Consider the following 26,169-nt stretch of genomic DNA (forward strand, 5'->3'; position numbering starts at 1 on the left):
CGGGATAGCGGCAATATCTTGAAAGAATTAGATTTCATCGAGCATCATGGCAAGCACGTCGCGCAGGCGCTCCTCGCGCTCCGCCGCCAATCGGCGGCCAGCTTCGGTCTTGAAGCCATCGGCCAACCGGAACAGCTTGGTCTCGAAATGATCGATGGCGAACGCCTTGTCATCGAGTTCCCTTGCCTCCGCCAGCGGATCGAGCGGGTCATAGAGACCGCTGCCCATGCGCCCGGCGATATAGAAGCAGCGGGCGGCGCCGACCATACCGATCGCATCCAGCCGGTCGGCATCCTGAAGAATCCTCGCCTCCAGCGTCTCCGGTGCAATGTTGGCGGAGAAGCTGTGGGTCAGGATGGCGTGCGCCACGGCGCCGGTCTCTCCCGTACCCCAGCCGAGTTCCTGCAGAATGCCGGTCGCCTTCTCCGCCGCCAGACGTGATGCCTGGGTGCGCAAGGGCGAGTTCTTCTCGACCGAGACGCAATCATGGAGCAGGACGGCGGCGGCGAGCGAACGCGTATCGCCGCCCTCCTCCGCGTGGATGCGCGCAGCATTCTTCCAGACGCGGATCAGATGCGCGGCATCATGCGAGCCGTCATCGGCGGCAAAGGCATGCGGCAGCAGCACCGCGGCGAGATCCTCATGCGGCGCGAAGGCTGCCGCCAGTTTCGAAATATGTGTCATGACGTCCTATTGCTGTTCGGCAGGATCTGTCGGCGCCGTCGATGCGACGCCGACACCGGACAGGATCTTCTGATAGAAGAGCCCTATCCCGATCAATACCCCGCCAAGGCCGATGAAGGACAGGGCCCGCAGGAAACCTTCGAGGTTGGACATGTCGATCAGGAACACCTTCAGGACAGCGACGAAGACGAGAACGGCCGAAGCGATGCGAATGCTCTTGGCATGGAAACGCGAACCGAGCACGAGCAGCAACACGCCCAGCAGCAGCCAGACAACCGAATAGGTGTAGGTCTCCCCCTGCAGGAAACCCTTCCAATCCGCGATGTCTTCCCCCTGCCATGCACGGCGGACCGTGAGGCTCGCCCAGGCGAAGGCCAGCACAGCGCCGCTGACCGCAAGCGCCATGACATAGGGCAACGGCCGCTTGTCACGCGCATACCAGGCCAGCCCCGCATAGCCGAGCCCCGGTAGCAGATAGCCGATCAGCAGGAGATCGAAGAACGGGATATGACCGAGAAGCTCGCCGCTGAAGTAAGGGTTGAGGCCGAGGAGATGCGCCGAAAGCACCGACAACATCGAAAGTACGCCGAGGCCCATGCCGCCATAGCGGAAGACCGGGCTCGGCGACTTCATGTCGAGGCTCATGAAGATCGCCGAGGCGCCGATCGCCAGCAGCGTGTAGATCGACTGCTCGCCGAGCGTCGGCACAGCGCTGTCGAGCACGCCGCCGTTCATCGCGTGACGCACGAGGATCGCGAGCGTCAAGAGCACGAAGAGACTGGCGAGCGCCTGCAGGAGGTTGCGTACTCGTGTGTTCGACCAGGATCTCAGGAAATAGGCGGAGCCGGCGAGGAGCGCGGCGGGAATGCCGTAGCCCGGCAGGAGCGCGTTGAAGACAGGCGTGGTGCCGAGATTGCCAGCACCGACGATCGTCGGCTCCCAGGCGATGCGCCCGAGAACGACCACAGCCGCAGCACCGGTCATCCAGGGCAGGATCGGCCAGGTGCGGATGCGTGTCGCGAGCGCATAGGCTGTTCCGAGCACGGCAATCGCAAGTGTGGTGACGAGCCCATCGGTCCAGGCATGAAGGGCAAGGACAAAGAACGCGAACGAACCGGCGACCAGTAATCCAGCCGTGATATCGCGCGCCTCCGCCTCGCCGCCGCGGCGGTAAAGCCAGTCCACTAACGCGAGCAGCGCGGCTCCGGCGAAGAGCGAGAACAGGCCGTGCGGCAGATCGAAGGCATAGTTGCCGGTCATCAGGAACGACATCGCCGTCAGGGCGATCGGGACAACCGCGGCGATGCCGGCCCAAAGGGTCGAATAATGCGGATGGGTGACGAGGCGGCGCGATAGCACGAAGCCGCCGAGCAACACGAACAGCGCCGCAAGCAGCATTGCCGTGATCATGGCGGTGCGGCCAGGCAGCACGATCGTCGGCAGAGCGTCGGCAAGCGAGGGATCGAGATAGGCGAGCACGCCACTCAGCGCCGTCAGGCTCCAGACGCCGGCGACTGCGCCGACGGCGGAAAGTACGGCGGGATAGACCGCCGTCGCTCGCCAGGCTCCCAAGGCAGCGAGGACAGCAATGACAACGGCAAACTCCGTCACCGGATACGTCGCCGCGGAAACCGCCGGGCTGATCAGAAGGAGCGCAAGCACCGTGGCGGCGATGGCCGCGGAAATGGAGATTGCCGCATGCGGCGGGATAAACAACCGTTCCCACTGTCCGGCAACGGCGCCGCGCCGCTGCGCACCCTCAGGCACTTCGGGCGCGGGAGCAGCTTCCGTAGCACCTGGCCAGACGAGGCCGATGCCGACGATCATCACCAACAGCGCAAATGTGACCGGCAGCGGTTCGAATGGCGAGGCCGCAGTGATATAGGCAAGCCCCCAAAGCCCGATGCCGACGTTGGCAAGGGTCGGCACTACCGTCCAAGTCCGCAGCCGCGACGCGAGCAAAGTCGCCAGCCAGACGACCGAGAGGAAACCGAAGAGGACCCAGGGGCGCGGTTCGTCGCTCGAGACGAGTGCCGGGGTTGCGAGCGAGGCAAGCAGACCGAGGCCGGCGAGCGCCTGCCCATGCAGCAGCGACAGACCAACGGTCGCCAGCGAGGTCGCGGCCAGCAGAACGAATGCCGCGCCCGTGCCGATATAGCCGTAGATGCCATAGGCGGCATAGGCGACACCGAACAGGGTGACGGCACCGGCCGCAGTCAGGATGCCGGGGATCATCGCGTTCTGGAATTCATTGGCGATGACAGGCACCGCACGCCTGCGGATGACCTCCCCTGCGGCCATCAACAGGAGGCCGAACAGGGCGGCAAGCGTCAGGCGAACCGCCGGGCTCAGGAGGCCGGCATCAATCGAATATTTGACCATGAAGACGCCGCCGAGCGCGAGCGCAATGCCGCCGACCCAGACCGCCCAACGCGCGCCGAGGCGGCTTTCCAGGCTTTCGGTCTGACGGAGCGCAGCCGGTACCGGCTGTGGCGCTTCTGTGCTGGCGGCAATGGTCTCGCCACCCTCGATGTCTTCCGCCGCCTTCTCCACTTCGCCGAAGATCCGGGCACCCTCGCGCGCGCCGGCCGTCAGGCCGATCGCAGTCTCCTCGACCGTCTCCGGTTCCACCGGCGATTCGGGCGCGGCGGCGAGCTCTTCGGTCGTCGCTTCGGCCTGAACGCCTTCGCCCGATGAGGTCTTCAGCTTTGCGACCTCGGCCTTCAGCGCGGAGATTTCAGCCCCCAGCCGCTCGGCCGTCTTGCGACCGCCGGCGAAGGCGGAAAGAGCGAGGATAAAGGCAAGAAAAGCAAAGAGTTCGAACATGTATACCCCTGACGGTCGCACCGGCGTGCTCGGCGCAACCATACAAACTTTTGTACGCTCGCCAAATCTCTACAGCGCCGCGCGTCTTATCAGACGCACAAAGGTCCCTGTAGCTGCATGTTTTTATCCTGAAATCGAATGGGATTTCAGGAAACATACAATAGACGGCCGAGCGCTGTAATCTCTTCACGGAAATGTCGCAGAACTGTCACCGGGCAACTGGTACAGGCGGATGAACACCGCTGTCTCAGCGCGGTGGTTTCCATCGTTCAACCAGGAGACCCGATCATGGACAAGCATCTCGGCCAGACGGAAGAGACCGAATTCAAGACGCTGACGGAACGCAGGGAAGAGCTGGAAGACATTGGCCACAACTGTTCCACCAACCCGACGATGGGCGACATCATCCATCGCCGTTTCTCGCGCCGCTCCTTCATCGGCGGCTCGCTCGCCGTTGCCGCGATTTCGACGACGGTCAGCCCGCTGGCTCTCCTGACCGCACAAGAAGCACGCGCCGAGGAAGGTTCGCGCTTCGACTTCACCGAGATCGAAGCCGGCGTCGACGAGAAGCACCACGTCGCCGAGGGTTACGATGCCGACATCCTGCTGCGCTGGGGCGACAAGATCTTCGCGGATAGCCCGGAGTTCGACCCGAAGAACCAGACGGCCGCTGCCCAGGAAAAGCTGTTCGGCTATAACAACGACTATGTCGGCTTCATTCCGCTCGACGGCAGCGCCGACCATGGCCTCCTGGTCGTCAACCACGAATATACCAATGCCGAGCTGATGTTCCCGGCCTTCGCCAGCGTCGTGAAGGAAAAGGTGACGAAGGACGGCAAGGAAGTCGAGGAAGAGAAGGTCGTTCTCGGTGAGTACACCAAGAAACTGGTCGACATCGAAATGGCCGCCCATGGCGGCACGATCATCGAGATCCGCAAGGTCGACGGCAAGTGGCAGCCGGTTCTCGACGGCAAGAACAATCGCCGCATCACGGTCAACACCGAGATGCAGATCACCGGGCCGGCCGCCGGTCATGACCGCCTGAAGACGCCGTCCGACCCGACGGGAAAGAAGGTGTTCGGCACGATCAACAATTGCGCCGGCGGGGTCACCGCCTGGGGCACCTACATGATGGCCGAAGAAAACTTCAACGGCTATTTCGGCGGCGAGCTCGCCGAAGACCACCCGGAGTACAAGCAGCTCAAGCGCCTGGGCGCACCGGGCGGCCAGTACGAATGGGCCTCCTTCTACGACCGTTTCGACGTCTCCAAGGAACCGAACGAAGCCAATCGCTTCGGCTGGATCGTCGAGGTCGACGCGCTGGATCCGACCTCGGTACCGAAGAAGCGCACCGCACTCGGCCGCTACAAGCACGAAGGCTGTGAATCGATCGTCAACAAGGATGGGCGCGTCGTGCTCTATTCCGGCGACGACGAGCGTTACGACTATGTCTACAAGTTCGTGACCAAGGGCGCCTTCAACCCTGATGATCGCGCCGCCAACATGGACCTCTTCGACGAAGGCACGCTCTATGTCGCCAAGTTCGACGAGGACGGCACCGTCACCTGGATGCCGCTTACCCACGGCGAAGGCCCGCTGACCGAAGCCAACGGCTTCGCCTCGCAGGCGGACGTGCTGATCAACACCCGCTTCGCCGCCGACGCGCTCGGTGCCACCAAGATGGATCGCCCGGAGGACGTTCAGCCGAACCCGAAGACGGGCAAGGTCTACGTGATGCTGACCAACAACACCAAGCGCAAGGCAGAAGAAGTCGACGCCGCCAATCCGCGCGCCAAGAACGCTTTTGGCCACATCGTCGAGATCACCGAGACCGACGGCGACTTCGCGTCGCTCAAGAGCCGCTGGGACGTGCTGCTGAAGTGCGGCGATCCCGCCGTTGCCGAGGTTGGCGCCTCGTTCTCGACGGCGACCACCAAGAACGGCTGGTTTGGCATGCCCGACAACTGCGCCATCGACACCGACGGCCGCCTCTGGGTTTCGACCGACGGCAACAACCAGAAGGAAACTGGCCGCACCGACGGCATCTGGGCGATCGACACGGACGGCAATGCCCGCGGCACGTCGAAGCTCTTCTTCCGCGTGCCGGTTGGCGCTGAAATGTGCGGTCCCTGCTTCAACCCGACGTCGGACACCTTCTTCCTGGCCGTCCAGCACCCGGGCGACGCCGGTCTTGCCACTTTCGAGACGCCAGCAACCCGCTGGCCTGATTTTAGGGATGACATGCCGGTGCGCCCGGCCGTCGTCGCGGTGACCAAGCAGGGCGGCGGCCGTATCGGCTGACAAAAGCTGCGATCGCAAAGAAGAACGCCGCGCTACTGCGCGGCGTTTCTTGTTTCTGGAGTTTTATTTGACGCCGCAATTCCGGACGGAAAACCGCTTCGCACTTTTCCTGGAAATGTATTTGAAGCGACGCAATTCCGGACGGAAAACCGCTTCGCACTTTTCCTGGAAATTGCTTCTTAACGCCGCAGATTGTCGATCGGGAAGATCGCGCAGGTTTCGGTGCCGTGGGCCAGCAGCTTGCCGTTTCCATCGCGAAGCCAGGCTTCCGAAGTCGCGATCGTTCGGCCGCGATGCACGATGCGCCCCTCGCAGAAGACCTCGCCCATGCCCGGCAGTAGCGGCCGGACGAGGTTGACCTTGAATTCGACCGTCGTATAGGCCTCGCCGGGTTTCACCGTGGTGAAAACCGCGCAGCCGAGCGCCGAGTCCATGATCGTCGCCGTCCATCCGCCATGCACCGTGCCGAGCGGATTGAGATGTTCTTCGGTCGGAAATCCCTTGAAGACCACCCGGCCCTCTTCGACTTCGCTCAGTCCGAACTTCAGCGTCTTCGACATCGGCGGCGCCGGCAGCTCGCCGCTCAGCAGGTCCTGCATCGCTTTGAGGCCGCCGTCGCGGGCGACGCGGTCGAGCGACAGCACGCCGATGCCGGATACGGACATGCCGGGATAAAGTTCTTGATACATTGATAACTCCTGGGGATCAGGCGGCTGAGGATTGCGCTTTCAGCGCTTTGAGTGCCGCATGGACGAAGCCGTCGCGCGCGGAAGAAACGTCGAGGCCGCGCGGCTCATAGACATGGCGGTGGAGGAAGAAGGCGGTCAGGCGGAAGGCGGCGGCAAGGCTGTCGTGATCGGCAGCCCGGCGTGCTTCGGCGGAAAGGAATTCCGGCAGCGCCAGCATACGGTCGGCATAACGCTCCCCGGCCGAGCGGCAAACCGCCCTGCCCGATTTCGGCGACACATAGACAAGCTCGGTGCGGGCGCCGGTTGCCACACATTCCGTCAGATCGAGCCCGAAGCCGAGATCGTTGAGAACCGCGAGCTCGAAGCGCACGAACAATTCTCCGGCATCGGCCGGATCGGCGAGATGATCGACGATGACAGTCAGCGCCTCGTAGAGATGCGGATGCGGGTCACGCTCAGGCAGCAGCCGCAGGAGTGCTCCGAGCGCCTGGATGCCATAGACCGAGGTTGCCGTTTCCATCAAACGAGCAGCGCGCAGTTCCACCGGCTCGATGCGGAATTCGCCCATATGCTCGTCAAGCCGCGCGCGCCAGGTGACTTCCACCGAATTTCCCGGCTGCAACACCGGCTGCATGATGCGCGAGCGGCCCGAGCGCACCATGCCGAGATGCCGGCCGTGGGCGGCGCTCATGACCTCCACGATGGCAGAGCTTTCGCCGTGCCGTCGTATGCCGAGAATAATAGCCTGATCGCTCCATTGCATGGATATGGCATACACCCGCGGTCGAAAGCGGATCAAGCGATGTTGCGATAGCCAGCGTGACCCGGCCGATTGTCGCCTTTCGGCCACACTCACTGGTTGCCTCATTTGCGACATGCTGTCGCCGCCCCGACGCCGTCTTTGACATTAGAACGGAAGAGCGGCAAAAGCCGTGCCTCCCGCCCAAAATGACAATCAGCAGGATCAAAATTTCAGTATGTGTGTGTCCCGGAACAGCGCCGGCCGCCTGGCGCAGCTCTTCGCCCTTCTTCTCGCCACCTCGACGCTCGCCAGTTGCGTCACCACGTCGGGGCCAGCCAAGCCGAAGGGACCGGATCCATACTATGTGGCGATGTACGGGCCGCTACCCAACGAAAAGTTCCCGCTGGATGCGATCGACATCAGCAAGGTCGACAAGCGCTATCTGCGCCAGCAGGTCGCCTACCAGACGCACGAGCCGCCGGGCACGATCGTGATCGATACCCAGAACCGCTTCCTCTACCTGGTCCAGGATGGCGGCATGGCGATGCGCTACGGAATCGGCGTCGGCAAGGCGGGCCTCGAGTTCGAGGGCGAGGCGCGCATTGCGCGCAAGGCGGAATGGCCGCGCTGGACGCCGACACAGGACATGGTGGCACGCGAGCCGGAGCGCTACGGCCCGCTTGCCGGCGGCATGGAGCCGGGCGTGCGCAACCCGCTCGGGCCGCGCGCGCTCTATCTCTTCCAGGGCAGCCGCGACACGCTGTTCCGCATCCACGGCACGACCGAGGCCTGGTCGGTCGGCAAAGCCGTCTCGAGCGGCTGCATCCGTCTCTTCAACCCCGATATCATCGATCTCTACAGCCGCGTCCCGCTCGATTCGCGCGTCGTCGTCCTGCAGGCGGAACCGCCGATGACCGAACCGGCCGGCGGCGTGCCGATGGCGAGCGTTTCGAACGGCGGCCTGCCGCCGGCCTACTGATACCTGCTTGACGGAATGCCGGGCGCCTACCAGGCGTCCGGCGTCCGCACCATGTGCACGATATTGGCCGGGTTCATGATCCAGCCGCCGCGAAAACCTTCGCCGAGATCTTCCACGGCATCACAGCGCACAACGCCCCTGGCGGCGAGGTGATCAAGCGCGCCCACATGGTCATCGGTAAAGAGTTCGAGCCAGACCTCGGCCTGGCTGTAGTTCGGCGCCTCGTCGATCCAGAGTTGGTTGGGCCCAAGCTTGAACCCGATGGCCGGCAGCTTTTCTTCGATGGGTTCGAGGCCGACCGTGTCGCGATAGAAGGCGACGACTGCCTCGTATTGATGCGAGGGAACCTTCACCGCGATATTGATGCCGCCTGTAATTTTCGTCATGACGCAATCTCCTATTGCCGCCCGGCGCCTGCCGACGCGGCTCATTGTTTGTGTTTCGATTGCCGATAATTTCGCGCCCGCATTCGGAGCGGGATGCCGGGCGCCGGCTGGCTCAGGCTTGCGGCTCGAGTGCCGGCTTGCCTGAGAGTTCGCTGAGGTAATAGCCCTGGCGCAGGTTGATGCCGTATTCGAGCCAGGCCTTCATGCAGGCAAGCATCTGCGACCAGCCTTCGCAGTTGACATAAGACCCCTTCTGCCCCTGCCCGTTCTCACGCCATCCCTTTTCGGCGATCGTCACCATAGTGGCGCCGTCATCCAGCGACTGGAAACGCATCTCCACACGGGTCTGGTAGGGCTCCTCGCCCTTGGCGACCATGGCGTCCCAGCGAAAGACGATCCGCTCGTTCTGCTCGACCGCCTCGACCTGGACCGGCACCTGCCCCCACCATTTGACCGTAGCCCCGGCGACCAGCGGCCCGCTGATGCCGCCAAGGGTGACGAAATAGCGACTGAGCTGATCCGGATTGACGACGGCATCGAATACCTGGGCGACCGGGCGATCGATCCGTCCATTCACACGGAATTCGAAGGGCATCTGATGTTCCTCCTATTGAGCCCGAACAGAATATGTTATAAAAACATAACATGTCAACCGAATCGAAAGACGATCTCGTTTTCAAAGCTTTGGCCAATGGATTGCGCCGCCAGATGCTCGACGCCATGAAGCACGCGCCGCAGACGACGGGCATGCTCTGCGAACAATTCGGCAATCTCGATCGCTGCACCGTCATGCAGCATCTGAAGGTGCTGGAAGAGGCAGAACTCGTGCTCGTTCGCCGCGAGGGCCGCGAGCGCTGGAACCACCTGAACGCTTTGCCGATCCAAGCCATTCACGACCGCTGGATCAGCCAATATGCGGGGCACGCGATGTCGGTCCTCTCCGCCCTGCAACAGGGGCTGGACCAACCGTCGGAGTGATGGTTTCGACTTTCCATTGCCCGGCTTTCTTCGTAAGAACGCCCTGACAACACAATCTGGGGACATGGTCGTGCGCTACCTCATCACCGGCACCGCGGGCTTCATCGGCTTTCATCTCGCCAAGCGATTGATCGACGAAGGACATTTCGTGGTCGGCTTCGACGGCATGACGCCCTATTACGACGTGACGCTGAAGCAGCGCCGGCATGAGATCCTGGCGCGTTCGAACGGCTTCAAGGCTGTCGTCGGCATGCTTGAGGATCGGGCGGCGCTCAACCATGCGGCGGAGATTGCCGAGCCCGAGGTCATCATCCACCTCGCGGCCCAGGCCGGCGTCCGCTACAGCCTTGAAAATCCCAAGGCCTATGTCGATTCCAACCTCATCGGCTCGTGGAACATCCTGGAACTGGCGCGGGAACTCGGCCCGAAGCACCTGATGCTCGCTTCGACGTCCTCGATCTACGGCGCCAACGAGAAGATCCCGTTTGCGGAGACCGATCGCGCCGACGAGCCGATGACGCTCTATGCCGCCACCAAGAAATCGATGGAACTGATGGCGCATAGCTATGCCCATCTCTACAAGGTTCCAACCACCGCCTTCCGCTTCTTCACGGTCTATGGTCCCTGGGGCCGGCCTGATATGGCGCTGTTCAAGTTCGTCGACGCCATCCACAAGGGGCAGCCGATCGACATTTATGGCGAAGGCCGTATGAGCCGCGACTTCACCTATATCGACGACCTCGTCGAAGGCATCCTCAGGCTCTCGCACGTGGCACCGGCGGAAGAAAACCGCGTGCCATCCGAGAAGGCCGAGGACACGCTGTCGCGCCAAGGACCGTTCCGTGTCGTCAACGTCGGCGGCGGCCAGCCGGTCGAACTGATGACGTTCGTCGAAACGGTCGAGAAGGCCGTCGGCAAACCGGCACTGCGCAACATGCTGCCGATGCAGCAGGGCGACGTGCCGCGCACCTATGCCTCCCCTGATCTTCTGGAGGCATTGACAGATTTCAGACCCTCAATCCCGGTGGAAGAAGGCGTGGCGCGCTTTGCCGCCTGGTATGAGGAATACTACAATGCTGGCGGGAAAGCCGGATCCTCGGCCTCGCAGGCATAGATACGTGCAAACCAGCATGGTTTCCGCGTTCGCGGACAAGAGCTCGCCAGACAACAAAGGAAAGAGCCTATGAAAATCACAATGATCGGCGCCGGTTATGTAGGCCTCGTTTCGGGTGTGTGTTTTGCGGATTTCGGTCACGACGTCGTCTGTCTCGACAAGGATGAGAGCAAGATCGACGCGCTGATGCAGGGGCGTATTCCGATCTTCGAACCCGGCCTCGACCATCTGGTGGCCAGCAACGTCGCCTCGGGTCGACTGTCGTTCACGACCGATCTCGTGTCCGCCGTCGCCGACAGCGATGTGATCTTCATCGCGGTCGGCACCCCTTCCCGCCGCGGCGATGGTCATGCCGACCTCTCCTACGTGTATGCAGCGGCCCGCGAGATCGCCGAGAACCTCAGGGGGTTCACCGTCATCGTTACCAAATCCACCGTTCCGGTCGGCACGGGCGATGAGGTCGAGCGCATCATTCGCGAAACCAATCCTGACGCCGATTTCGCCGTCGTCTCCAATCCGGAATTCCTGCGCGAGGGTGCGGCGATCGAGGACTTCAAGCGGCCGGACCGGATCGTCATCGGTGTTGTCGACGATGATGCGCGGGCGCGTGACGTCATGACCGAGGTTTACCGGCCGCTCTATCTCAACCAGTCGCCGCTCGTGTTCACGTCACGCCGCACCTCCGAACTGATCAAGTATGCCGGCAATGCCTTCCTGGCGATGAAGATCACCTTCATCAACGAGATGGCCGACCTCTGCGAAAAGGTCGGCGCCAATGTCCAGGACGTCGCCCGCGGCATCGGCCTCGATGGCCGCATCGGCTCGAAGTTCCTGCATGCGGGCCCCGGCTATGGCGGCTCGTGCTTCCCGAAGGACACGCTGGCCCTGGTCAAGACCGCGCAGGACCATGACGCGCCCGTCCGGCTCGTCGAGACCACGGTTGCGATCAACGACAACCGCAAGCGGGCAATGGGCCGCAAGGTGATTGCGGCTGCCGGCGGCGACGTGCGCGGGCACACGATCGCGATCCTCGGCCTCACCTTCAAGCCGAACACCGACGACATGCGCGACAGTCCGGCGATCGCCATCGTGCAGACGCTGCGGGATGCCGGCGCCCACATTATCGGCTACGACCCGGAAGGCATGGAGAACGCCAAGAAGATCATCGACGGCATCGACTATGCCAGCGATCCCTATGAGGCGGCCAACGAAGCGGATGCGCTAGTGATCGTAACGGAATGGAACGAGTTCCGCGCGCTTGACTTCCGCCGCCTGAAATCCGCGATGAAGACGCCTATTCTCGTCGACCTCAGGAACATCTACCGCCAGGACGAGGTTGCCAAGCACGGCTTTGCCTATTCCAGCATCGGCCGGCCCCTCTGAGGGCTTCGGCTGGCGGGAGGGCCGACTATGCTTTTGGAACTGGCAGCGGCGGCAGAGCTTCCCAACTCTTGCCGGCAAGGATGACGCAGCTACGGCCGTTGACGTCCGTGACGATCAATGTCCAGCTGCCGTTGTCGGCCGCATAGACTTCCAGGATCGCCTGAGGATTGATGAGCGCCGTCGCGGCTGGCTTTTCCCGATACTGCCGCGCCAGAAACTCGATCACCTCGGATCGGTTCGCGCAATTTATCGGGGCCTGCGAAACTGCGGGGACCGGGCGCGCCGTCACCCCGGCTGCCAGAAGGGCGGCCAGCGCGAAGCCGCGGATCACCTTGCGTACCATCACGCAACTCCTTTCACCGGATGCCCGGCGGAGGAGGAGTTTCCGCTAACCTTTTCCGCCGTAAATCCGGCTGCTCCATCGGCGCACTGCTCACAAAACAGCGCAGTTGCCACGATGGAGAGAGTATGGCGGAAAGCCGCGATTATTACAATTATCTAAATTATAGACCATCCATCGGAGACGCCGCGCGTCGTAATGACGCGCGGCGCTGCAGAACCGATGCCGAAGCTGCTATTTGCGCTTCATCGCCTCCATCAGGGCCGCACCAAAGGCGCCCTGCGACGGCGCTTGCGGCTTCTGCGGGCGCGTGGGCGCGCCACGGTTGCCGCCATTCGGTGCGCTGCCACGGGCCTCGCGGCCTGACTCAGCGCCACCATCCTTCCGCATCGTCAGGCCGATGCGCTTGCGGGCGACATCCACCTCAGTGACGCGGACAGTCACGACATCCCCGGCCTTCACCACTTCATGGGGGTCCTTGATGAAACGGTCCGCGAGTTGAGACACGTGGACGAGGCCATCCTGGTGGACGCCGATGTCGACGAAGGCACCGAAAGCCGCGACGTTGGTGACGGTGCCCTCGAGCTGCATGCCGACCTTCAGGTCCTTGATGTCGTCGATGCCCTCGGCAAAGGTCGCGGTCTTGAAGCTCGGGCGCGGGTCACGGCCCGGCTTTTCGAGTTCGGCGAGAATGTCCTTGACGGTCGGCAAGCCGAAGCGCTCGTCCACGAAGGTCCGTGGGTCGAGTTGCTTCAGGGCGACACTGTCGCCCATCAGAGCGCGCACGTCGCGCCCGCAGGCGGCCACGATCTTCTTGGCGACGCCATAGGCTTCCGGATGGACGGAGGAGGCATCGAGCGGCTCCTTGCCGTTCGGGATGCGCAGGAAGCCTGCGCACTGTTCGAAGGTGCGCGCGCCGAGCCGCGGCACTTTCAACAGTTCCTTGCGGCTTCCAAACGGCCCGGTCGCGTCACGATGCGCGACGATCGCCTCGGCCGAGGATTTGCCGAGGCCGGACACCCGGGCAAGCAGCGGTGCCGACGCCGTGTTGACGTCGACGCCGACGGCGTTCACCGCGTCTTCCACCACCGCATCGAGCGAGCGGCTGAGCTTCGACTGGTCGACGTCGTGCTGGTACTGGCCAACGCCGATCGACTTCGGCTCGATCTTCACAAGCTCGGCCAGCGGATCCTGCAAGCGGCGGGCGATCGAGACTGCACCACGCAGCGAAACGTCGAGGCCGGGGAATTCCAAGGCGGCCGTTTCAGATGCCGAGTAAACCGAGGCGCCGGCTTCGGAAACGATGACCTTGGTCGGCTTCGGCGCCGGCAGTTGCAGGAGCATGTCGGCAACGAGCTTTTCGGTCTCACGGCTGCCGGTTCCGTTGCCGATCGCGATCAGCTCCACCTTGTGCTTGCGGATCAGCGAGGCGAGCTCGGCCTGCGTGCCACGAACGTCGTTCTTCGGTGGGAACGGGTAGACGGTCGTCGTTTCGAGCAGCTTGCCGGTGCCGTCGACCACCGCGACCTTGACGCCGGTGCGGATGCCCGGATCGAGGCCCATCGTGGCCCGCGATCCCGCAGGCGCGGCAAGCAGCAGGTCCTTGAGGTTGCGGGCGAAGACGTGGATCGCCTCCTCTTCGGCACGCTCGCGCAGTTCACGCATCAGGTCGAGCGACAGCGACATGGAGAGCTTCACGCGCCAGGTCCAGCCGATCATCTCGGCCAGCCATTTGTCACCCGGCAGATGGGCGCCGACATTGTAGGCGGCGGCAATCATGCGCTCGACCGGCTTTACCGGCGACGTGTCGTCCTGATCGACGACGATATCAACGGACAGAACCTCTTCGTTCCAACCACGCAGCATCGCCAGCGCCCGGTGACCGGGCGTCGTCGCCCAGCGCTCGGAATGGTCGAAATAGTCGGAGAACTTGGCGCCGGCCTCCTGCTTGCCGTCGACGACCTTGGCGCGCAGGAAGGCGGCGCCCTTCATATGATTGCGAAGGCGGCCAAGCAGATCGGCGTTTTCGGTCATGCCTTCGGCGATGATGTCGCGCGCGCCATCAAGCGCCGCCTTCACATCAACCACCTCGGCGGTCAGGAAGGCCGTTGCGCGATCGGCCGGCGCGACGGAGCGATCGGCCAGAATCGCTTCCGCCAGCGGCGCGAGGCCACGCTCGCGGGCGATCTCAGCCTTGGTGCGGCGCTTCGGCTTGTAGGGCAGATAGATGTCTTCAAGTTCCGCCTTGGTTTCGACGGCAGCGATCTTGGCTTCCAGTTCGTCCGTCAGCTTGTCCTGCCCGCGGATCGACTCGAGGATCGATGCCCGACGCGCCTCGAGTTCGCGCAAGTAAGTCAGCCGCTCCGACAGCATACGCAATTGCGTATCGTCTAGGCCGCCGGTCACTTCCTTGCGGTAGCGCGCGATGAACGGCACCGTTGCCCCCTCGTCCAACAGCTCGACAGCGGCTTTAACCTGCGAAGGTGCTGCCTTGATTTCGCTGGCAATAATGGCGGCGATGGATTTAGCGGGGTTGGCCATGGGAATTCCGTCTTTCCTGCAGCGCTTGGAAGCACTGCACGTTTTGTCCTTGGATCGGAGATGATCCGCGGAAACAGGCAGTCGTTTGGTCGGCGACCATAAAGGCGCAGGGCTTCGAGGCCAAGTGAAGGCCTTCGGAGGAAATTCCGAACTCCACAGAAGATGGGAGATGGCCATCCCGTGTCGACCTATAGCGACAGGGATGGCCCTTGCATCAGACCGCGATCGCAGCCGGTTCGATGTGTTCTTCCGCCGGCGCCTCGTCCCAATTGTTGACCGGTTCGAGCGGCGGCCGACGCTTCTCGAACTCGATCAATTGCCGCTCCCGCTCCTCGATGTAGCCGCGCGTGACCGGCACGGCATCGAGAGAAGGCGAGAGCTGAAGCTGGAAGATGAAGTGTTTGTCGTAGAGGAAGGCCGTTTCGGAAGCCGCCAGATAGAACTCCCACATGCGGAAGAAGCGTTCGTCGTAGAGCCTTACCGCCTCTTCGCGGCGCGCGACGAAACGCTCACGCCAGGCCCGCAAGGTCCAGGCATAGTGCATCGGCAGGATCTCGACATCCTTCACCAGCAGCCGCATACGCTCGACCGACGGCAGAACCTCGGAGAGAGCGGGAATATAACCGCCGGGGAAGATGTACTTTTCGATCCACGGGTTGGTCGCCCAGGGCTTGTAGACCTGGCCGATCGAATGCAGCAGCATGACGCCTTCCGGCGTCAGCAGCTCCTTTATCTTGCTGAAGAAATTTCCGTAGTTGCCGATGCCGACATGCTCGAACATGCCGACGGAAACGATGCGATCGAACTGCCGGCCCTCAAGGGTTCGGTAGTCCTGCAGTTCGAAGCGGACGCGATCGGAAAGCCCGCGCCTGGCGGCACGATCACGGGAAACCTTCAGTTGCTCCTCGCTGAGCGTGATGCCCGTGACTTCGACTCCGGAAGATTCGGCCAGATACATGGCCATCCCGCCCCAGCCCGAGCCGACCTCCAGCACCTTCTGCCCCGGCTCCAGCAGAAGCTTCGCGGCGATGTGCCGCTTCTTGGCGAGCTGTGCTGCGTCGAGCGATATTCCCCGCGGCTGGAAATAGGCGCAGGAGTATTGCCAGTCCTCGTCGAGGAACAGGTTGAAGAGATTGCGATCGAGATCGTAGTGATGGGCGACGTTGTTCCGGTTGCGATTGACCGGCATGCGGCTCACCAACTGCTGGCGCAGCACATGCCACAGGCCTGTGATCGTGTTGGTGGCATTTGCCGCATTCTCGATGCCGTTCGCCTTCACGATCGAAAGCACGTCGAAAATGTCACCTCTTTCGATGACGACGCGCCCATCCATGTACATTTCACCAAAGCGAAGGCCCGGGTCCCGGACGATCGCATTCTCCGCCTCCGCGTCGACGATGCGGATTGATGCCGGTTTTCCGGTGCCGTCACCCAAAATGACCTGTTCGCCGGAAGAAAAAGTCACCGTCAGATTGCCGTTGCGCACCAGACGGCGAAGCAAAGTCAACAATGCTGCATTCATATCTCACCCCTACCAGACCTACATACGTGTCCTGGCGCACGAGAGATGCGAAGGGCCGGCTCTTTCGGGGCTTCCGGGGGTTGCGTGAGCGCGCATGGCGAACAGACGCGAGCACGTCCGGAAGCGGCGAGAACCGGCTCGGGCGTGGCGTCACGGGTATCCAGCGGGCGCGTCAGGATCCTTGTGCTTGCCCCGCCGGAAATTCGTCAGGCCAGCCGCCATCGGGCTCCTATCCATCAGAACTTCCATTTAATTTAGGAAGCTTCCATCGATTGGCAATGGGTTCTCTATGGCCCCTCATAGATTTGTTTCCTTAGCAAATGAGGAAACGCGGCTATGCGCCAACGACTCCGCGCCCTCGCAAGCGAGCACGATCATGCGGGCGATCGAAATCCAGCATCGGGCCGGCGGGAACGATGCGGGTCGGATTGATATGGGCAATGCCGTAGTAGCCGCGTTTGATTTGATCGATGCGCACGCTCTCGCGGATACCCGGCCATTGATAGATTTCGCGCAGATAGTTCGACAACGCCGGGTAGTCCTCGATCCGGCGGATGTTGCATTTGAAGGCGCCGTGATAGGCCGCATCTAAGCGAACCAGGGTGACGAACAAGCGGATGTCTGCCTCGGTCAGGTACTCGCCTGCGAGATAGCGATTGACCGTAAGATGCGCCTCGAGCTCGTCGAGCATGCCGAACAGGCTCGACACCGCCTCATCATAGGCTTCCTGCGTCTTTGCAAAGCCGGATCGGTAGACGCCGTTGTTGACCCGCTCGTAGATCGGGCCATTCCAGCGATCGATTTCGCCACGCAACGCCTCCGGATAGAAATCGAGCCGGTTGCCGGTCAGATGATCAAAGCCTGAGTTCAGGATGCGGATGATGTCGGCGGACTCGTTGTTGACGATCCGCCCTTCGCGCATGTCCCAGAGAACCGGTACCGAGACCTTGCCGGTATAGGTCGGGTCGCTCGCCACATAGAGTTCATGATGAAAACGGATCTTGCCGACGCGCTCGCCGGCATCGACCGGCTCGTCATAGGTCCAGCCATCCTCACCGAGCACCGGGTTGGCCACCGTAAGTCCGATGATCTCCTGCAATCCCTTGAGGTTGCGGAAGGCAATCGTGCGCGAGGCCCAGGGGCAGAGATAGGAAACGAACAGGCGGTAGCGCCCCGCCTCGGCCGGCAGAGCCGGCTGGCCATCCGGCCCTGGGCTCCCGTCCGGCGTGATCCAGCGATGAAAGCGCGTCGGCTCCCGGTAGAATGCACCGCCTTTCATCTCGCTGGCCGCAACGTCGCCCTTGACCCATTTTCCTTCGACAAGCTGCGGCATCTCTTTTCTCCGGATCGCAAAATCAGCGATAGCTACGTCTCACAGGGCGCGGCTGAGGGTCAACCGCGCGCGCGGGTGACACATCGTTCGCAATCCGCGACACGCACGTGAGGCGTGTATCAACATCCTGACGCCACAATGTCGAGCAATCCGGATTCGAAGAGGAGAATCAGGATGAAGAAGTTCGTTGCTGCCATTGTTCTGTTTGCCGCCGTCGTCTGGCTGATGAACACGTCGCTGTTCGTCACGCCACCGGCAGGCTCGGCGAAACTGCTGTCGCACCGAGGCGTCCACCAGACCTATCCGAAGACGAATGTCGGCAACGACACCTGTACGGCAACGATCATCGACACGCCGCAGCATTCCTATCTGGAGAACACGATTGCCTCCATGCAGGCTGCCTTCGACGCCGGGGCCGACGTCGTCGAACTCGACGTGCATCTTACCCCGGACAAGAAATTCGCGGTCTTCCATGACTGGACGCTGGATTGCCGGACCGAAGCCAAGGGCGTCACCGAGGAAACGCCGATGGCGACGCTGAAGAGCCTCGATATCGGCTACGGCTATACGGCCGATGGCGGCAAGACCTTCCCCTTCCGCGGAAAGGGCGTCGGCCAGATGCCGACGCTGGATGAGGTGCTGGCTGCCCTGCCCGACCGCAGGTTTCTCGTCAACTTCAAGAGCCGGCGCACCGAGGAGGGCGCGGCACTCGCAACGCTGATCGAAGCGCAGCCACAATGGCGGCAGGCTATGTTCGGAGTCTATGGCGGAGAGGAACCGACTCGCGAGACTCTGAAGCGCCTGGAAGGGATGCGCGGCTATGACCGGACGTCGACGATGGCGTGCCTAACGCGCTATCTCGGCTATGGCTGGACCGGTCTGATGCCGGAGGCCTGCAGGAACACGCTCGTCATCGTGCCCGGCAATTACGCGCATTTTCTCTGGGGTTGGCCCGATCGGTTCTCCGCGCGCATGAAAGCGGCCGGAAGCGAGATCATCCTGCTCGGCCCCTATCACGGCGGCGACTTCACCACCGGGATCGATACGACGCAGGATCTGGAATTGGTCCCGCCGCGGTTTTCCGGCTACATCTGGACCAACCGCATCGAGATGATCGGCCCGGCCCTGGGAAAGCGGCAGATCGCTGAGGCCAGGGCAAACTGAGGCGGCATCCACCGCACGGCTTGCCCCTTGCCGGCATCCTATGTGCCCAAGCCTATCGCGGGAATTCGAGGCCCATTTCGCGGAAGCGCTCGGGGTCGTCGCCCCAATTTTCGCGCACCTTGACGAACAGGAAGAGATGCACCGGCTGCTCGAGGATCTCGGAGATCTCCTTGCGCGACGCCGTCGAAATCGCCTTGATCGCGTCGCCGTTCTTGCCGAGCGCGATCTTCTTCTGGCTTTCGCGCTCGACGTAGATCACCTGTTCGATGCGGACCGATCCGTCCTTGCGCTCTTCCCACTTCTCGGTTTCGACATGCGAGGCATAGGGAAGCTCTTGATGCAGGCGCAGAAACAACTTCTCGCGGGTGATTTCGGCCGCGAGCTGGCGCATCGGCAAATCGGAAATCTGATCCTCCGGATAGTACCAGGGACCTTCCGGCAACGTCTCGGCAAGATAGTCCATGAGGTCCTTGCAGCCCGAACCGTTCAGCGCCGAGATCATGAAGGTGCGTTCGAATTTGATCGTCTCGTTGGCCGCGGCCGCGAGCTTCAAAAGATCCTCCGGACGCACCTGGTCGATCTTGTTCAACACGAGGATCTTCGGCTGGTGCACTTCCTTCAGCCCCTCGAGGATCGCTTCCGCATCGCCCTTCAGGCCACGCTCGCTATCGATCAGGAGCATGATCACGTCCGCATCCTTAGCGCCGCCCCAGGCGGTCGTGACCATGGCACGGTCGAGCCGCCGCCGCGGCTTGAAGATGCCGGGCGTATCCATGAAGACGATCTGCGCGTTGTCGTGGATGGCGATGCCACGCACGATCGCGCGCGTCGTCTGCACCTTGTGGCTGACGATCGAAACCTTGGCGCCGACGAGGCGGTTGACCAAAGTCGACTTGCCTGCGTTTGTCGCGCCGATCAGCGCCACGAAACCCGAGTGGGTCGGCGCGCCTTCAGCGGCCGTATCTTTTTCCATGTCCGTCATTTTTTCCGTCAATTTCCGGCGGAGTTTTTCCGCCACACGCCTTCGCGTTCCAGCAATTTCATCGCGGCGACCTGCTCGGCGCCACGCTTGGACCTGTCGATCCCGGTCTCCGGCGCGACCCCCGCGATCTCCACGGTTACCGTGAAGCGGGGATCATGATCCGGGCCGGAACGATCGTCCGTTCTGTAAGTCGGCGCGATGCCAAACTTGGCATGCGCCCATTCCTGCAATTCGGTCTTCGCATCGCGGCGGGCACCGTCGGCGCGGACCGCCCGATCCTTCCAATGGCGCAGCACGAAGCCGCGGGCGGCCTCAAGGCCCCCATCGAGATAGATGGCGGCGATGAGCGACTCTACCACATCGGCGCGCACATTCATCATCGCCTTGCCGGTAATCTTCTTGACGTCGGAACCGGTGCGGATGAACTGGTGCAGTTCCAGATCGTCGGCGACCATGGCGCAGCTTTCGGCCCTGACGAGCTGGTTCAGCCGCACCGACAGCTCGCCTTCATTTGCATCGCGAAACGTCTGGAACAGAAGTTCGGCAACGCAGAGCCCCAGCACCCGGTCGCCCAGGAACTCCAGGCGCTGATAATTGGAGCCTTTGGCGCTACGGGCGCTGGAATGGGTGAGCGCCCGATCCAGGCGCTCCTTCTCAGCAAACTGATAGCCAATCACGGTCTCGAGTTTTGCCCGATCCTCCGCGCTCAGCGACCGCGACTTCATTATTCGACCGCCTTGAACAGACGATCGTAACGCAGGTTCGCCGGCCACTTCCAGACTTCGCGGAACGAGGTGTCGTTGCCGAGCGAGAAGAAGATCATGCTGGCGCGGCCAACCAGGTTCTCGGCCGGGACGAAGCCGACGTCGAAGCGGCTGTCGGCCGAGTTGTCGCGGTTGTCGCCCATCATGAAATAGTGGCCTTCGGGCACGATGAATTCGCGGGTGTTGTCGCCGCGCGAATCCGGGAACTGGTCGAGCGTGTCGTAGGACACGCCGTTGTCCATCGTCTCACGATAGACCGGGACGTCTCCGCCGGTGTCGTACTGATCGTCGGCGCGGAACGCACCGTCCGGCACGCGGTCGACCGGCTTGTCGTTGATGTAAAGGATGCTGTTGCGCACCTGGACGCGATCCCCCGGCAGGCCGACGAGGCGCTTGATATAGTCGATGTCGGGGTTCGGCGGGAAGCGGAAGACGACGATATCGCCACGCTTCGGCTCGCTGGCGAGAATGCGGCCGGAGAACAGATCGGGAGAAAGCGGCAGTGAATACTTGGAGAAACCGTAGGCGAACTTGTTGACGAAGATGTAGTCACCGACGAGCAGCGTCGGCATCATCGAGCCCGAGGGAATGGTGAAGGGCTGAAAGAGAACGGTACGGATGACCACGGCCAGGAGCAGCGCCTGGATAACGACCTTCACGTTTTCCCAGAGACCGCTCTGCTTCGCTTCTGTCTTTTCTGCCACGCTCGTGTCTTCCTTTATCATGGCAACGCCCTCACCGGGGCTTGCTCTTAACTTTCTTCCGCAGCTCTGATCCCACCTTCAAACTGCGTACAATCCGGTCCCATATGCTGCAGGCTGCCTGCCCTTCAATCGCCTCGGACCGGGTTTTCCAGCGGAATGCTCTAAACCGTTCCCTCAACCGGGGCAACGGGCAGCGCTTCGATAATCACGAAGGCCTGCGCCAGAGGAAAATCGTCGGTGATCGTTAGGTGAATGGCCGCCCGGTGATGGGGCGGCAGCATCTGCGCCAGACGCTCCGCCGCACCGCCGGTGAGGTTCATTGTCGGTTTGCCGCCGGGCAAATTGATGACGCCCATGTCCTTCCAGAAGACGCCGTGCGCGAGACCGGTGCCCAGCGCCTTCGAACAGGCTTCCTTGGCGGCGAAGCGCTTGGCGTAGGAGGCAGCCCTATTCTTCCGGCCTTCGGACTTGGCGATCTCGATTTCCGTGAAACAGCGCTGCACGAAGCGCTCGCCGAAGCGAGAAAGCGAGTTTTCGATCCGCCTGATATCGATCAGGTCGCTGCCTATGCCTATGATCATGAGGAAGATCCGAAGTCCTTGGTGCGCGCGCGGCGTCGCTTTTGAAAGATGCGAGCAGCGTGGTAAGCCGCAAGATAGGAAATCAGCGCGCCGGCGGCGGCCAGCGGCAGGGAGCCGATGAGCATCGGCTTGAAGACCGGTCCCCAAAGAGCAGAAAGGTCGAAGTGCTCGACCATGCGCATCACATCGGCGCTGCTGGCGGCGTGCGCGCTTTCCACACCCAAGATGGCGATGCCGAGCTCGTAGGACGCGGTCAGGATCATCGGGATCGTCACCGGATTGGCAAGCGCGGTGGTGATCGCGGCGGCAACCAGATTGCCGGAGAACACGAAGGCCAGGGCGACGGCTATGACGATGTGCAGACCGAAGAACGGCGTAAACGACGACGCCGCGCCCGCAGCCACCCCGATAGCAATCGAGTGCGGTGTCGAGGAGAGGCGCAGGATCCGCAAGGCAATGTAGCGCGGGCCACGCCGAAAGCCCTTGCGCGGCCACAGGAGTGCGCGGAGCCTTTCGGAAATCGTGACCGGTTTTCTGCGTCTAAATAACATTCTGCCGTCATGACCGCATCTTGGAGCCGTGCGACCGGCACAAGACGGCGCGTCCGCCTGTTTGCTGGCCGCAAGATAGGCGTCATGCCTGCGGCTTGCAACCCGCTGGCGCGCCGCGCACGTGTCGCAGGCGAGCCATTCACGGAACGCATGGCTTCAGCATCCCGCCATCAGACGGGACGCGATCGACTTAGTAGTTGCGGAACAGGCCGCGATCGATCTGGCGCTGACGGTACTCGAGATCGATGCGATCGACCGAGCTATTGAGATAGGCGAGCTCGCGCTCTTCCTGAGTGGGGACGCGCAGTGCGCGGGTGATCTTCTTCAACTGATTGAACATGGCAAACCTCTTTGTTTACCTCCCGATACAGAAGATAGTTTAGAAGTCCCTTTTCCACCAGTTCCAGGAAAAGGCGGCAGCCATGCAGTCACAGCATGCCTTGCCGCTTTGCCATGCACCTCGTGCCTGTTTTTGAGGCAGCGACATGTAGAGCAACGGCACGGCGGCCCTGCAGGCGCCGCGCCGGTTGGCTCATTCGAAGAGGCGCTTCACCGTGGACACGCTCGGAAGCTCCTTGAGCTGCGTGATCAGATGGTTGAGCTGGCGCAGATCCCAGACTTCGAGATCGAACTGCAACTCGCTGAAGTCCGCCGCCACGCGGCCCATCGACAGTGAGCGGATATTGACGTCGCTGGTCGCGATCGCCTGAGCCACTTCGGCCAGCGTTCCCGGCTCATTCAGGGCGCTGATTGCAATCCGAGCCATGAAGCGGCTGCTGTTGGCTTCGTCCAGATCCCAGCGCACATCGATCCAGCGCTCCGGTTCGTCGTCGAATTTCTGCAGGATGGGCGACTGGATCGGATAGATGGTGATGCCCTTGTCCTTTTCCATGATGCCGACGATACGATCGCCGGGAATGGCACCGGCGGGGCTGAAATGCACCTCGGCATTGCCGGAGAGACCGCGGATTGGAAGCGCTTCCGGCCCTTCGACCTGTACTGCGCCGTTCGCATCCTTACCAAGCCCCGGCAGTTTGAACACCATGCCGGCGGCGCTGCGCATGTTGAACCAGCCATCGTCGGCGCTCGGCTTCACCGTCACGCGCTCATCCTGGTGATCCGGGAAGACCGCGCGCAGGACATCGAGCGAAGAGAGCTCGCCGCGACCGACCGCAGCGATCGCGTCTTCGACTTCCTTCTGACCGAGACGATGCAGCGCCGGCTTTAGCGCTTCGCGCGAAAACGTCTTGCTGGCGCGCTCGAAGGTGCGCTCCAGAATGCGATAGCCGAGGCCGGCATATTGCTTGCGAACCGCGGCGCGCGTCGCGCGGCGGATCGCCGAGCGCGCCTTGCCGGTAACGACGATCTCTTCCCAGGCCGGCGGCGGCACCTGAATGCCCGAGCGAATGATCTCCACCTCGTCACCATTGTTGAGGCGTGTGACCAGCGGCATGATGCGGCCGTTGATCTTGGCGCCGACGCAGGTGTCGCCGATGTTGGTGTGTACGGCGTAGGCGAAGTCGATCGGCGTCGCGCCACGCGGCAGCGCGATGAGCTGCCCCTTGGGCGTGAAGCAGAACACCTGATCCTGGAACAGCTCGAGCTTGGTGTGCTCGAGGAATTCTTCGGGGTTGTCGCCCTCGGCGAGGGATTCGATCGTGCGCCTGAGCCAGGAATAGGCGTTCGACGTCGGCGACAGGGCCTGATCCGCCGAGTTCCCCTCCCCGTCCTTGTAGAGCGAGTGGGCCGCGATACCGTATTCGGCGATATCGTTCATGCGCCGCGTGCGGATCTGCAGCTCGATGCGCTGGCGCGAAGGGCCGACGATCGTGGTGTGGATCGACTGATAGTCGTTCTGCTTCGGCGTCGAGATGTAGTCCTTGAAGCGACCTGGAACAACGCGCCAGCGGGTGTGCACGATGCCGAGCGCCCGGTAGCAGGACGGGATGTCATCGACGATGATGCGGAAACCCCAGACGTCGGAAAGCTGTTCGAAGGACAGCGACTTCGACTGCATCTTGCGGAAGACCGAATAGGGCTTCTTCTGGCGGCCCTTGACCTGCGCAGCCTTCAGGCCTTCGGCCTGAAGCAGTTCGCGCAACTCGTCCTCGATCTTCTTGATCAGACCTTCGTTGCGCTGGGAAAGCTCTTCCAGTCGCCTAGTGACCGTCTCGAAAGCTTCCGGGTTGATGTGGCGGAACGAGAGATTTTCGAGCTCTTCGCGCATATCCTGCATACCCATGCGGCCGGCGAGCGGCGCATAGATATCCATCGTTTCTTCGGAGATGCGGGCCCGCTTCTCCGCCGACATGTGGTCGAGCGTGCGCATGTTGTGCAGCCGGTCGGCAAGCTTGACCAAAAGCACACGCACGTCGTCCGAGATCGCCAGCAGCAGTTTGCGCAGGTTCTCAGCCTGCTTGGCCTTCTTGGTGACGAGATCGAGCTTCTTGATCTTCGTTAGCCCCTCGACGAGCGCACCGATGTCTTCGCCGAAGAGATCATCAATCTCCTGGCGGGTCGCGGTCGTGTCTTCGATCGTGTCGTGCAGCAGCGCGACCGCAATGGTCGACTCGTCGAGCCGCATTTCCGTCAGGATCGCAGCCACTTCCAGGGGATGAGAGATATAGGGATCGCCGCTTGCCCGCTTCTGCTGGCCATGCTTCTGCATCGCATAGACGTAGGCCTTGTTCAGCAAGGCTTCATTGACGTCGGGCTTGTATTTTTGCACGCGCTCAACGAGCTCGTATTGGCGCATCATTCGCTAGCGGTCCTCTGGATCAGGGTGATTTTAGGTCGAAACGACCTAAATCATAAACGTAATCGTTTCTCATAAGGTAGAGCGGGATGCCGGCGGACAACCGCATCCACTTTTCCTCATCCCGCTCCAGAAGAAATCAATAAAAAAGTGCGCCAATCATACGAGTGGCGCACTGCTTTGAAAACACGCAGGAACGGTCGTTCCGCGAAGGATCTCAGTAGTCGTCGCTCTTTTCCGGCGGCACAAGACCTTCGATGCCGGCCAGCAGTTCTTCTTCCGACATGCGGTCGAACGTGATCGCTTCCGGCTGATCTTCGTCTTCGGCAACTTCGGTGAACGTGGTTTCCGCTTCCGATTGAAGCAGCGAAGCCGGATCGGGCTCGGGCTCGTCCACTTCAACATGCTTCTGCAGCGAATGGATCAGATCTTCCTTGAGGTCGCCGGGAGAAAGCGTCTCATCGGCGATCTCGCGCAGCGCAACGACCGGGTTCTTGTCGTTGTCGCGGTCGATGGTGATGGCGGCACCCTGGGAAATCAGGCGCGCGCGGTGGCTGGCAAGCAGAACGAGTTCGAAACGGTTATCGACCTTGTCGATGCAATCTTCGACGGTGACGCGGGCCATTGCCTGTCCTTTTGGGCTCGAAGCGCGGCGGCATCGCCGCTGCACGGATTGACGACACGAAACCGGAACGGCCGTCTAGCGACGGCCTCGTCGGCTCCGATTTCTGGAATTAGCCGCCCGGATACAATCAAAACAAGACAAGTTCAAGTTTTTCCTGCAAGTGCCGCTCACGTAACGTCACACTTCGTGATAAAATGCGATCATAATGGGCTGGAAAACCTTAGC

General features: G+C 62.1%; 23 protein-coding genes and 1 pseudogene. 6 read left to right on the top strand and 18 right to left on the bottom strand.

What is annotated here, in order from left to right:
• Positions 1-27: 27 nt before the first annotated feature.
• Together ASE60_RS21490 and ASE60_RS21495 are read right to left on the bottom strand one after the other, a co-directional pair.
• On the bottom strand, positions 28-684 hold the full coding sequence (locus tag ASE60_RS21490; RefSeq protein WP_057252781.1) for an HD domain-containing protein: 657 nt from the start codon (positions 682-684) through the stop codon (positions 28-30).
• 6 nt (positions 685-690) lie between these two features.
• Complete coding sequence (locus ASE60_RS21495) at positions 691-3,510, bottom strand: DUF2339 domain-containing protein (RefSeq protein ID WP_057252783.1); 2,820 nt, start codon at positions 3,508-3,510, stop codon at positions 691-693.
• Between the two features lie 288 nt (positions 3,511-3,798).
• On the opposite strand from ASE60_RS21495, the gene ASE60_RS21500 reads away from it, so the two are divergent.
• Positions 3,799-5,811 (top strand): PhoX family phosphatase, encoded by a 2,013-nt coding sequence (locus tag ASE60_RS21500; RefSeq protein WP_057252785.1) that lies wholly within the window; start codon positions 3,799-3,801, stop codon positions 5,809-5,811.
• A gap of 179 nt (positions 5,812-5,990) precedes the next feature.
• On the opposite strand, the gene ASE60_RS21505 is transcribed toward ASE60_RS21500, so the two are convergent.
• The gene (locus ASE60_RS21505; RefSeq protein WP_057252787.1) at positions 5,991-6,500 is read right to left on the bottom strand and encodes a PaaI family thioesterase; all 510 of its coding nucleotides are present in this window, start codon (positions 6,498-6,500) and stop codon (positions 5,991-5,993) included.
• A 16-nt stretch (positions 6,501-6,516) separates the two neighbouring features.
• A complete protein-coding gene (gene recO, locus ASE60_RS21510) occupies positions 6,517-7,263 on the bottom strand; it encodes a DNA repair protein RecO (RefSeq protein WP_057252789.1) in 747 nt (248 codons plus the stop codon).
• A gap of 214 nt (positions 7,264-7,477) precedes the next feature.
• Here recO and ASE60_RS21515 point away from each other — a divergent pair, with 214 nt between their 5' ends.
• On the top strand, positions 7,478-8,221 hold the full coding sequence (locus ASE60_RS21515; protein ID WP_057252790.1) for a L,D-transpeptidase: 744 nt from the start codon (positions 7,478-7,480) through the stop codon (positions 8,219-8,221).
• A gap of 26 nt (positions 8,222-8,247) precedes the next feature.
• Here ASE60_RS21515 and ASE60_RS21520 read toward each other — a convergent pair whose 3' ends face one another.
• Entirely contained in the window at positions 8,248-8,607 is a 360-nt protein-coding gene (locus ASE60_RS21520) for a hypothetical protein (RefSeq protein WP_057252792.1), read from the bottom strand.
• A gap of 112 nt (positions 8,608-8,719) precedes the next feature.
• The gene (locus ASE60_RS21525; protein WP_057252794.1) at positions 8,720-9,202 is read right to left on the bottom strand and encodes an SRPBCC domain-containing protein; all 483 of its coding nucleotides are present in this window, start codon (positions 9,200-9,202) and stop codon (positions 8,720-8,722) included.
• 50 nt (positions 9,203-9,252) lie between these two features.
• On the opposite strand from ASE60_RS21525, the gene ASE60_RS21530 reads away from it, so the two are divergent.
• From ASE60_RS21530 to rkpK, 3 genes are all read left to right on the top strand, one after another.
• Positions 9,253-9,585 carry a helix-turn-helix transcriptional regulator gene (locus ASE60_RS21530; protein ID WP_057252795.1) on the top strand — a complete coding sequence of 111 codons (333 nt, stop codon included), beginning with the start codon at positions 9,253-9,255 and terminating at the stop codon, positions 9,583-9,585.
• Between the two features lie 70 nt (positions 9,586-9,655).
• Positions 9,656-10,699, top strand: coding sequence for an NAD-dependent epimerase (locus ASE60_RS21535; protein ID WP_057252909.1), 1,044 nt, complete (start codon positions 9,656-9,658; stop codon positions 10,697-10,699).
• A gap of 69 nt (positions 10,700-10,768) precedes the next feature.
• Positions 10,769-12,082, top strand: coding sequence for a UDP-glucose 6-dehydrogenase (gene rkpK, locus ASE60_RS21540; RefSeq protein ID WP_057252796.1), 1,314 nt, complete (start codon positions 10,769-10,771; stop codon positions 12,080-12,082).
• Positions 12,083-12,107: 25 nt separating this feature from the next.
• Here rkpK and ASE60_RS21545 read toward each other — a convergent pair whose 3' ends face one another.
• The 4 genes from ASE60_RS21545 to ASE60_RS21560 form a co-directional block, all read right to left on the bottom strand.
• Positions 12,108-12,425 carry a hypothetical protein gene (locus tag ASE60_RS21545; protein ID WP_057252797.1) on the bottom strand — a complete coding sequence of 106 codons (318 nt, stop codon included), beginning with the start codon at positions 12,423-12,425 and terminating at the stop codon, positions 12,108-12,110.
• A 231-nt stretch (positions 12,426-12,656) separates the two neighbouring features.
• Complete coding sequence (locus ASE60_RS21550) at positions 12,657-14,963, bottom strand: Tex family protein (protein ID WP_057252799.1); 2,307 nt, start codon at positions 14,961-14,963, stop codon at positions 12,657-12,659.
• Between the two features lie 214 nt (positions 14,964-15,177).
• Positions 15,178-16,485 (bottom strand): cyclopropane-fatty-acyl-phospholipid synthase family protein, encoded by a 1,308-nt coding sequence (locus ASE60_RS21555; RefSeq protein ID WP_057252801.1) that lies wholly within the window; start codon positions 16,483-16,485, stop codon positions 15,178-15,180.
• 334 nt (positions 16,486-16,819) lie between these two features.
• Complete coding sequence (locus tag ASE60_RS21560; protein WP_057252803.1) at positions 16,820-17,818, bottom strand: glutathione S-transferase family protein; 999 nt, start codon at positions 17,816-17,818, stop codon at positions 16,820-16,822.
• A gap of 174 nt (positions 17,819-17,992) precedes the next feature.
• Between ASE60_RS21560 and ASE60_RS21565 the strand changes: the two genes are divergently transcribed.
• A complete protein-coding gene (locus tag ASE60_RS21565; RefSeq protein WP_057252805.1) occupies positions 17,993-18,982 on the top strand; it encodes a glycerophosphodiester phosphodiesterase family protein in 990 nt (329 codons plus the stop codon).
• 52 nt (positions 18,983-19,034) lie between these two features.
• On the opposite strand, the gene era is transcribed toward ASE60_RS21565, so the two are convergent.
• The 8 genes and pseudogenes from era to rpoZ all read right to left on the bottom strand — a co-directional run bounded on the left by era (position 19,035) and on the right by rpoZ (position 25,944).
• The gene (gene era, locus ASE60_RS21570; RefSeq protein WP_057252807.1) at positions 19,035-19,964 is read right to left on the bottom strand and encodes a GTPase Era; all 930 of its coding nucleotides are present in this window, start codon (positions 19,962-19,964) and stop codon (positions 19,035-19,037) included.
• 8 nt (positions 19,965-19,972) lie between these two features.
• A complete protein-coding gene (rnc, locus tag ASE60_RS21575) occupies positions 19,973-20,689 on the bottom strand; it encodes a ribonuclease III (RefSeq protein ID WP_156414699.1) in 717 nt (238 codons plus the stop codon).
• Positions 20,689-21,432 (bottom strand): signal peptidase I, encoded by a 744-nt coding sequence (gene lepB, locus ASE60_RS21580; protein ID WP_057252913.1) that lies wholly within the window; start codon positions 21,430-21,432, stop codon positions 20,689-20,691. Before lepB ends, rnc begins: the two co-directional genes overlap by 1 nt.
• A 161-nt stretch (positions 21,433-21,593) precedes the next feature.
• Positions 21,594-22,013: a holo-ACP synthase gene (gene acpS / locus ASE60_RS21585; protein WP_057252809.1), complete on the bottom strand. Its 420-nt coding sequence runs from the start codon at positions 22,011-22,013 to the stop codon at positions 21,594-21,596.
• Positions 22,010-22,650, bottom strand: a pseudogene (locus tag ASE60_RS21590) (DUF2062 domain-containing protein). The gene acpS and the pseudogene ASE60_RS21590 overlap by 4 nt, the downstream one beginning before the upstream one ends.
• A gap of 104 nt (positions 22,651-22,754) precedes the next feature.
• Entirely contained in the window at positions 22,755-22,904 is a 150-nt protein-coding gene (locus ASE60_RS34025; RefSeq protein WP_065377015.1) for a DUF3563 family protein, read from the bottom strand.
• Positions 22,905-23,096: 192 nt separating this feature from the next.
• Entirely contained in the window at positions 23,097-25,322 is a 2,226-nt protein-coding gene (locus ASE60_RS21595; RefSeq protein ID WP_057252812.1) for a bifunctional (p)ppGpp synthetase/guanosine-3',5'-bis(diphosphate) 3'-pyrophosphohydrolase, read from the bottom strand.
• Positions 25,323-25,536: 214 nt separating this feature from the next.
• The gene (gene rpoZ / locus ASE60_RS21600) at positions 25,537-25,944 is read right to left on the bottom strand and encodes a DNA-directed RNA polymerase subunit omega (protein WP_057252814.1); all 408 of its coding nucleotides are present in this window, start codon (positions 25,942-25,944) and stop codon (positions 25,537-25,539) included.
• Positions 25,945-26,169: the final 225 nt, after the last annotated feature.

This window comes from Ensifer sp. Root278 (genome assembly GCF_001429285.1).
Taxonomy (GTDB): domain Bacteria; phylum Pseudomonadota; class Alphaproteobacteria; order Rhizobiales; family Rhizobiaceae; genus Ensifer.

Excerpts from the sequence above, each read along its gene's own strand:
- ASE60_RS21525 (WP_057252794.1), bottom strand. The coding sequence starts at position 9,202 with ATGCCCTTCGAATTCCGTGTGAATGGACGGATCGATCGCCCGGTCGCC.
- recO (WP_057252789.1), bottom strand. The coding sequence starts at position 7,263 with ATGCAATGGAGCGATCAGGCTATTATTCTCGGCATACGACGGCACGGC.
- rkpK (WP_057252796.1), top strand. The coding sequence starts at position 10,769 with ATGAAAATCACAATGATCGGCGCCGGTTATGTAGGCCTCGTTTCGGGT.
- ASE60_RS21560 (WP_057252803.1), bottom strand. The coding sequence starts at position 17,818 with ATGCCGCAGCTTGTCGAAGGAAAATGGGTCAAGGGCGACGTTGCGGCC.
- ASE60_RS21595 (WP_057252812.1), bottom strand. The coding sequence starts at position 25,322 with ATGATGCGCCAATACGAGCTCGTTGAGCGCGTGCAAAAATACAAGCCC.
- ASE60_RS34025 (WP_065377015.1), bottom strand. The coding sequence starts at position 22,904 with ATGTTCAATCAGTTGAAGAAGATCACCCGCGCACTGCGCGTCCCCACT.
- ASE60_RS21530 (WP_057252795.1), top strand. The coding sequence starts at position 9,253 with ATGTCAACCGAATCGAAAGACGATCTCGTTTTCAAAGCTTTGGCCAAT.
- acpS (WP_057252809.1), bottom strand. The coding sequence starts at position 22,013 with ATGATCATAGGCATAGGCAGCGACCTGATCGATATCAGGCGGATCGAA.
- ASE60_RS21565 (WP_057252805.1), top strand. The coding sequence starts at position 17,993 with ATGAAGAAGTTCGTTGCTGCCATTGTTCTGTTTGCCGCCGTCGTCTGG.
- era (WP_057252807.1), bottom strand. The coding sequence starts at position 19,964 with ATGACGGACATGGAAAAAGATACGGCCGCTGAAGGCGCGCCGACCCAC.
- rpoZ (WP_057252814.1), bottom strand. The coding sequence starts at position 25,944 with ATGGCCCGCGTCACCGTCGAAGATTGCATCGACAAGGTCGATAACCGT.
- ASE60_RS21545 (WP_057252797.1), bottom strand. The coding sequence starts at position 12,425 with ATGGTACGCAAGGTGATCCGCGGCTTCGCGCTGGCCGCCCTTCTGGCA.
- ASE60_RS21520 (WP_057252792.1), bottom strand. The coding sequence starts at position 8,607 with ATGACGAAAATTACAGGCGGCATCAATATCGCGGTGAAGGTTCCCTCG.
- ASE60_RS21550 (WP_057252799.1), bottom strand. The coding sequence starts at position 14,963 with ATGGCCAACCCCGCTAAATCCATCGCCGCCATTATTGCCAGCGAAATC.
- ASE60_RS21515 (WP_057252790.1), top strand. The coding sequence starts at position 7,478 with ATGTGTGTGTCCCGGAACAGCGCCGGCCGCCTGGCGCAGCTCTTCGCC.
- ASE60_RS21500 (WP_057252785.1), top strand. The coding sequence starts at position 3,799 with ATGGACAAGCATCTCGGCCAGACGGAAGAGACCGAATTCAAGACGCTG.
- ASE60_RS21495 (WP_057252783.1), bottom strand. The coding sequence starts at position 3,510 with ATGTTCGAACTCTTTGCTTTTCTTGCCTTTATCCTCGCTCTTTCCGCC.
- ASE60_RS21490 (WP_057252781.1), bottom strand. The coding sequence starts at position 684 with ATGACACATATTTCGAAACTGGCGGCAGCCTTCGCGCCGCATGAGGAT.
- rnc (WP_156414699.1), bottom strand. The coding sequence starts at position 20,689 with ATGAAGTCGCGGTCGCTGAGCGCGGAGGATCGGGCAAAACTCGAGACC.
- ASE60_RS21505 (WP_057252787.1), bottom strand. The coding sequence starts at position 6,500 with ATGTATCAAGAACTTTATCCCGGCATGTCCGTATCCGGCATCGGCGTG.
- ASE60_RS21555 (WP_057252801.1), bottom strand. The coding sequence starts at position 16,485 with ATGAATGCAGCATTGTTGACTTTGCTTCGCCGTCTGGTGCGCAACGGC.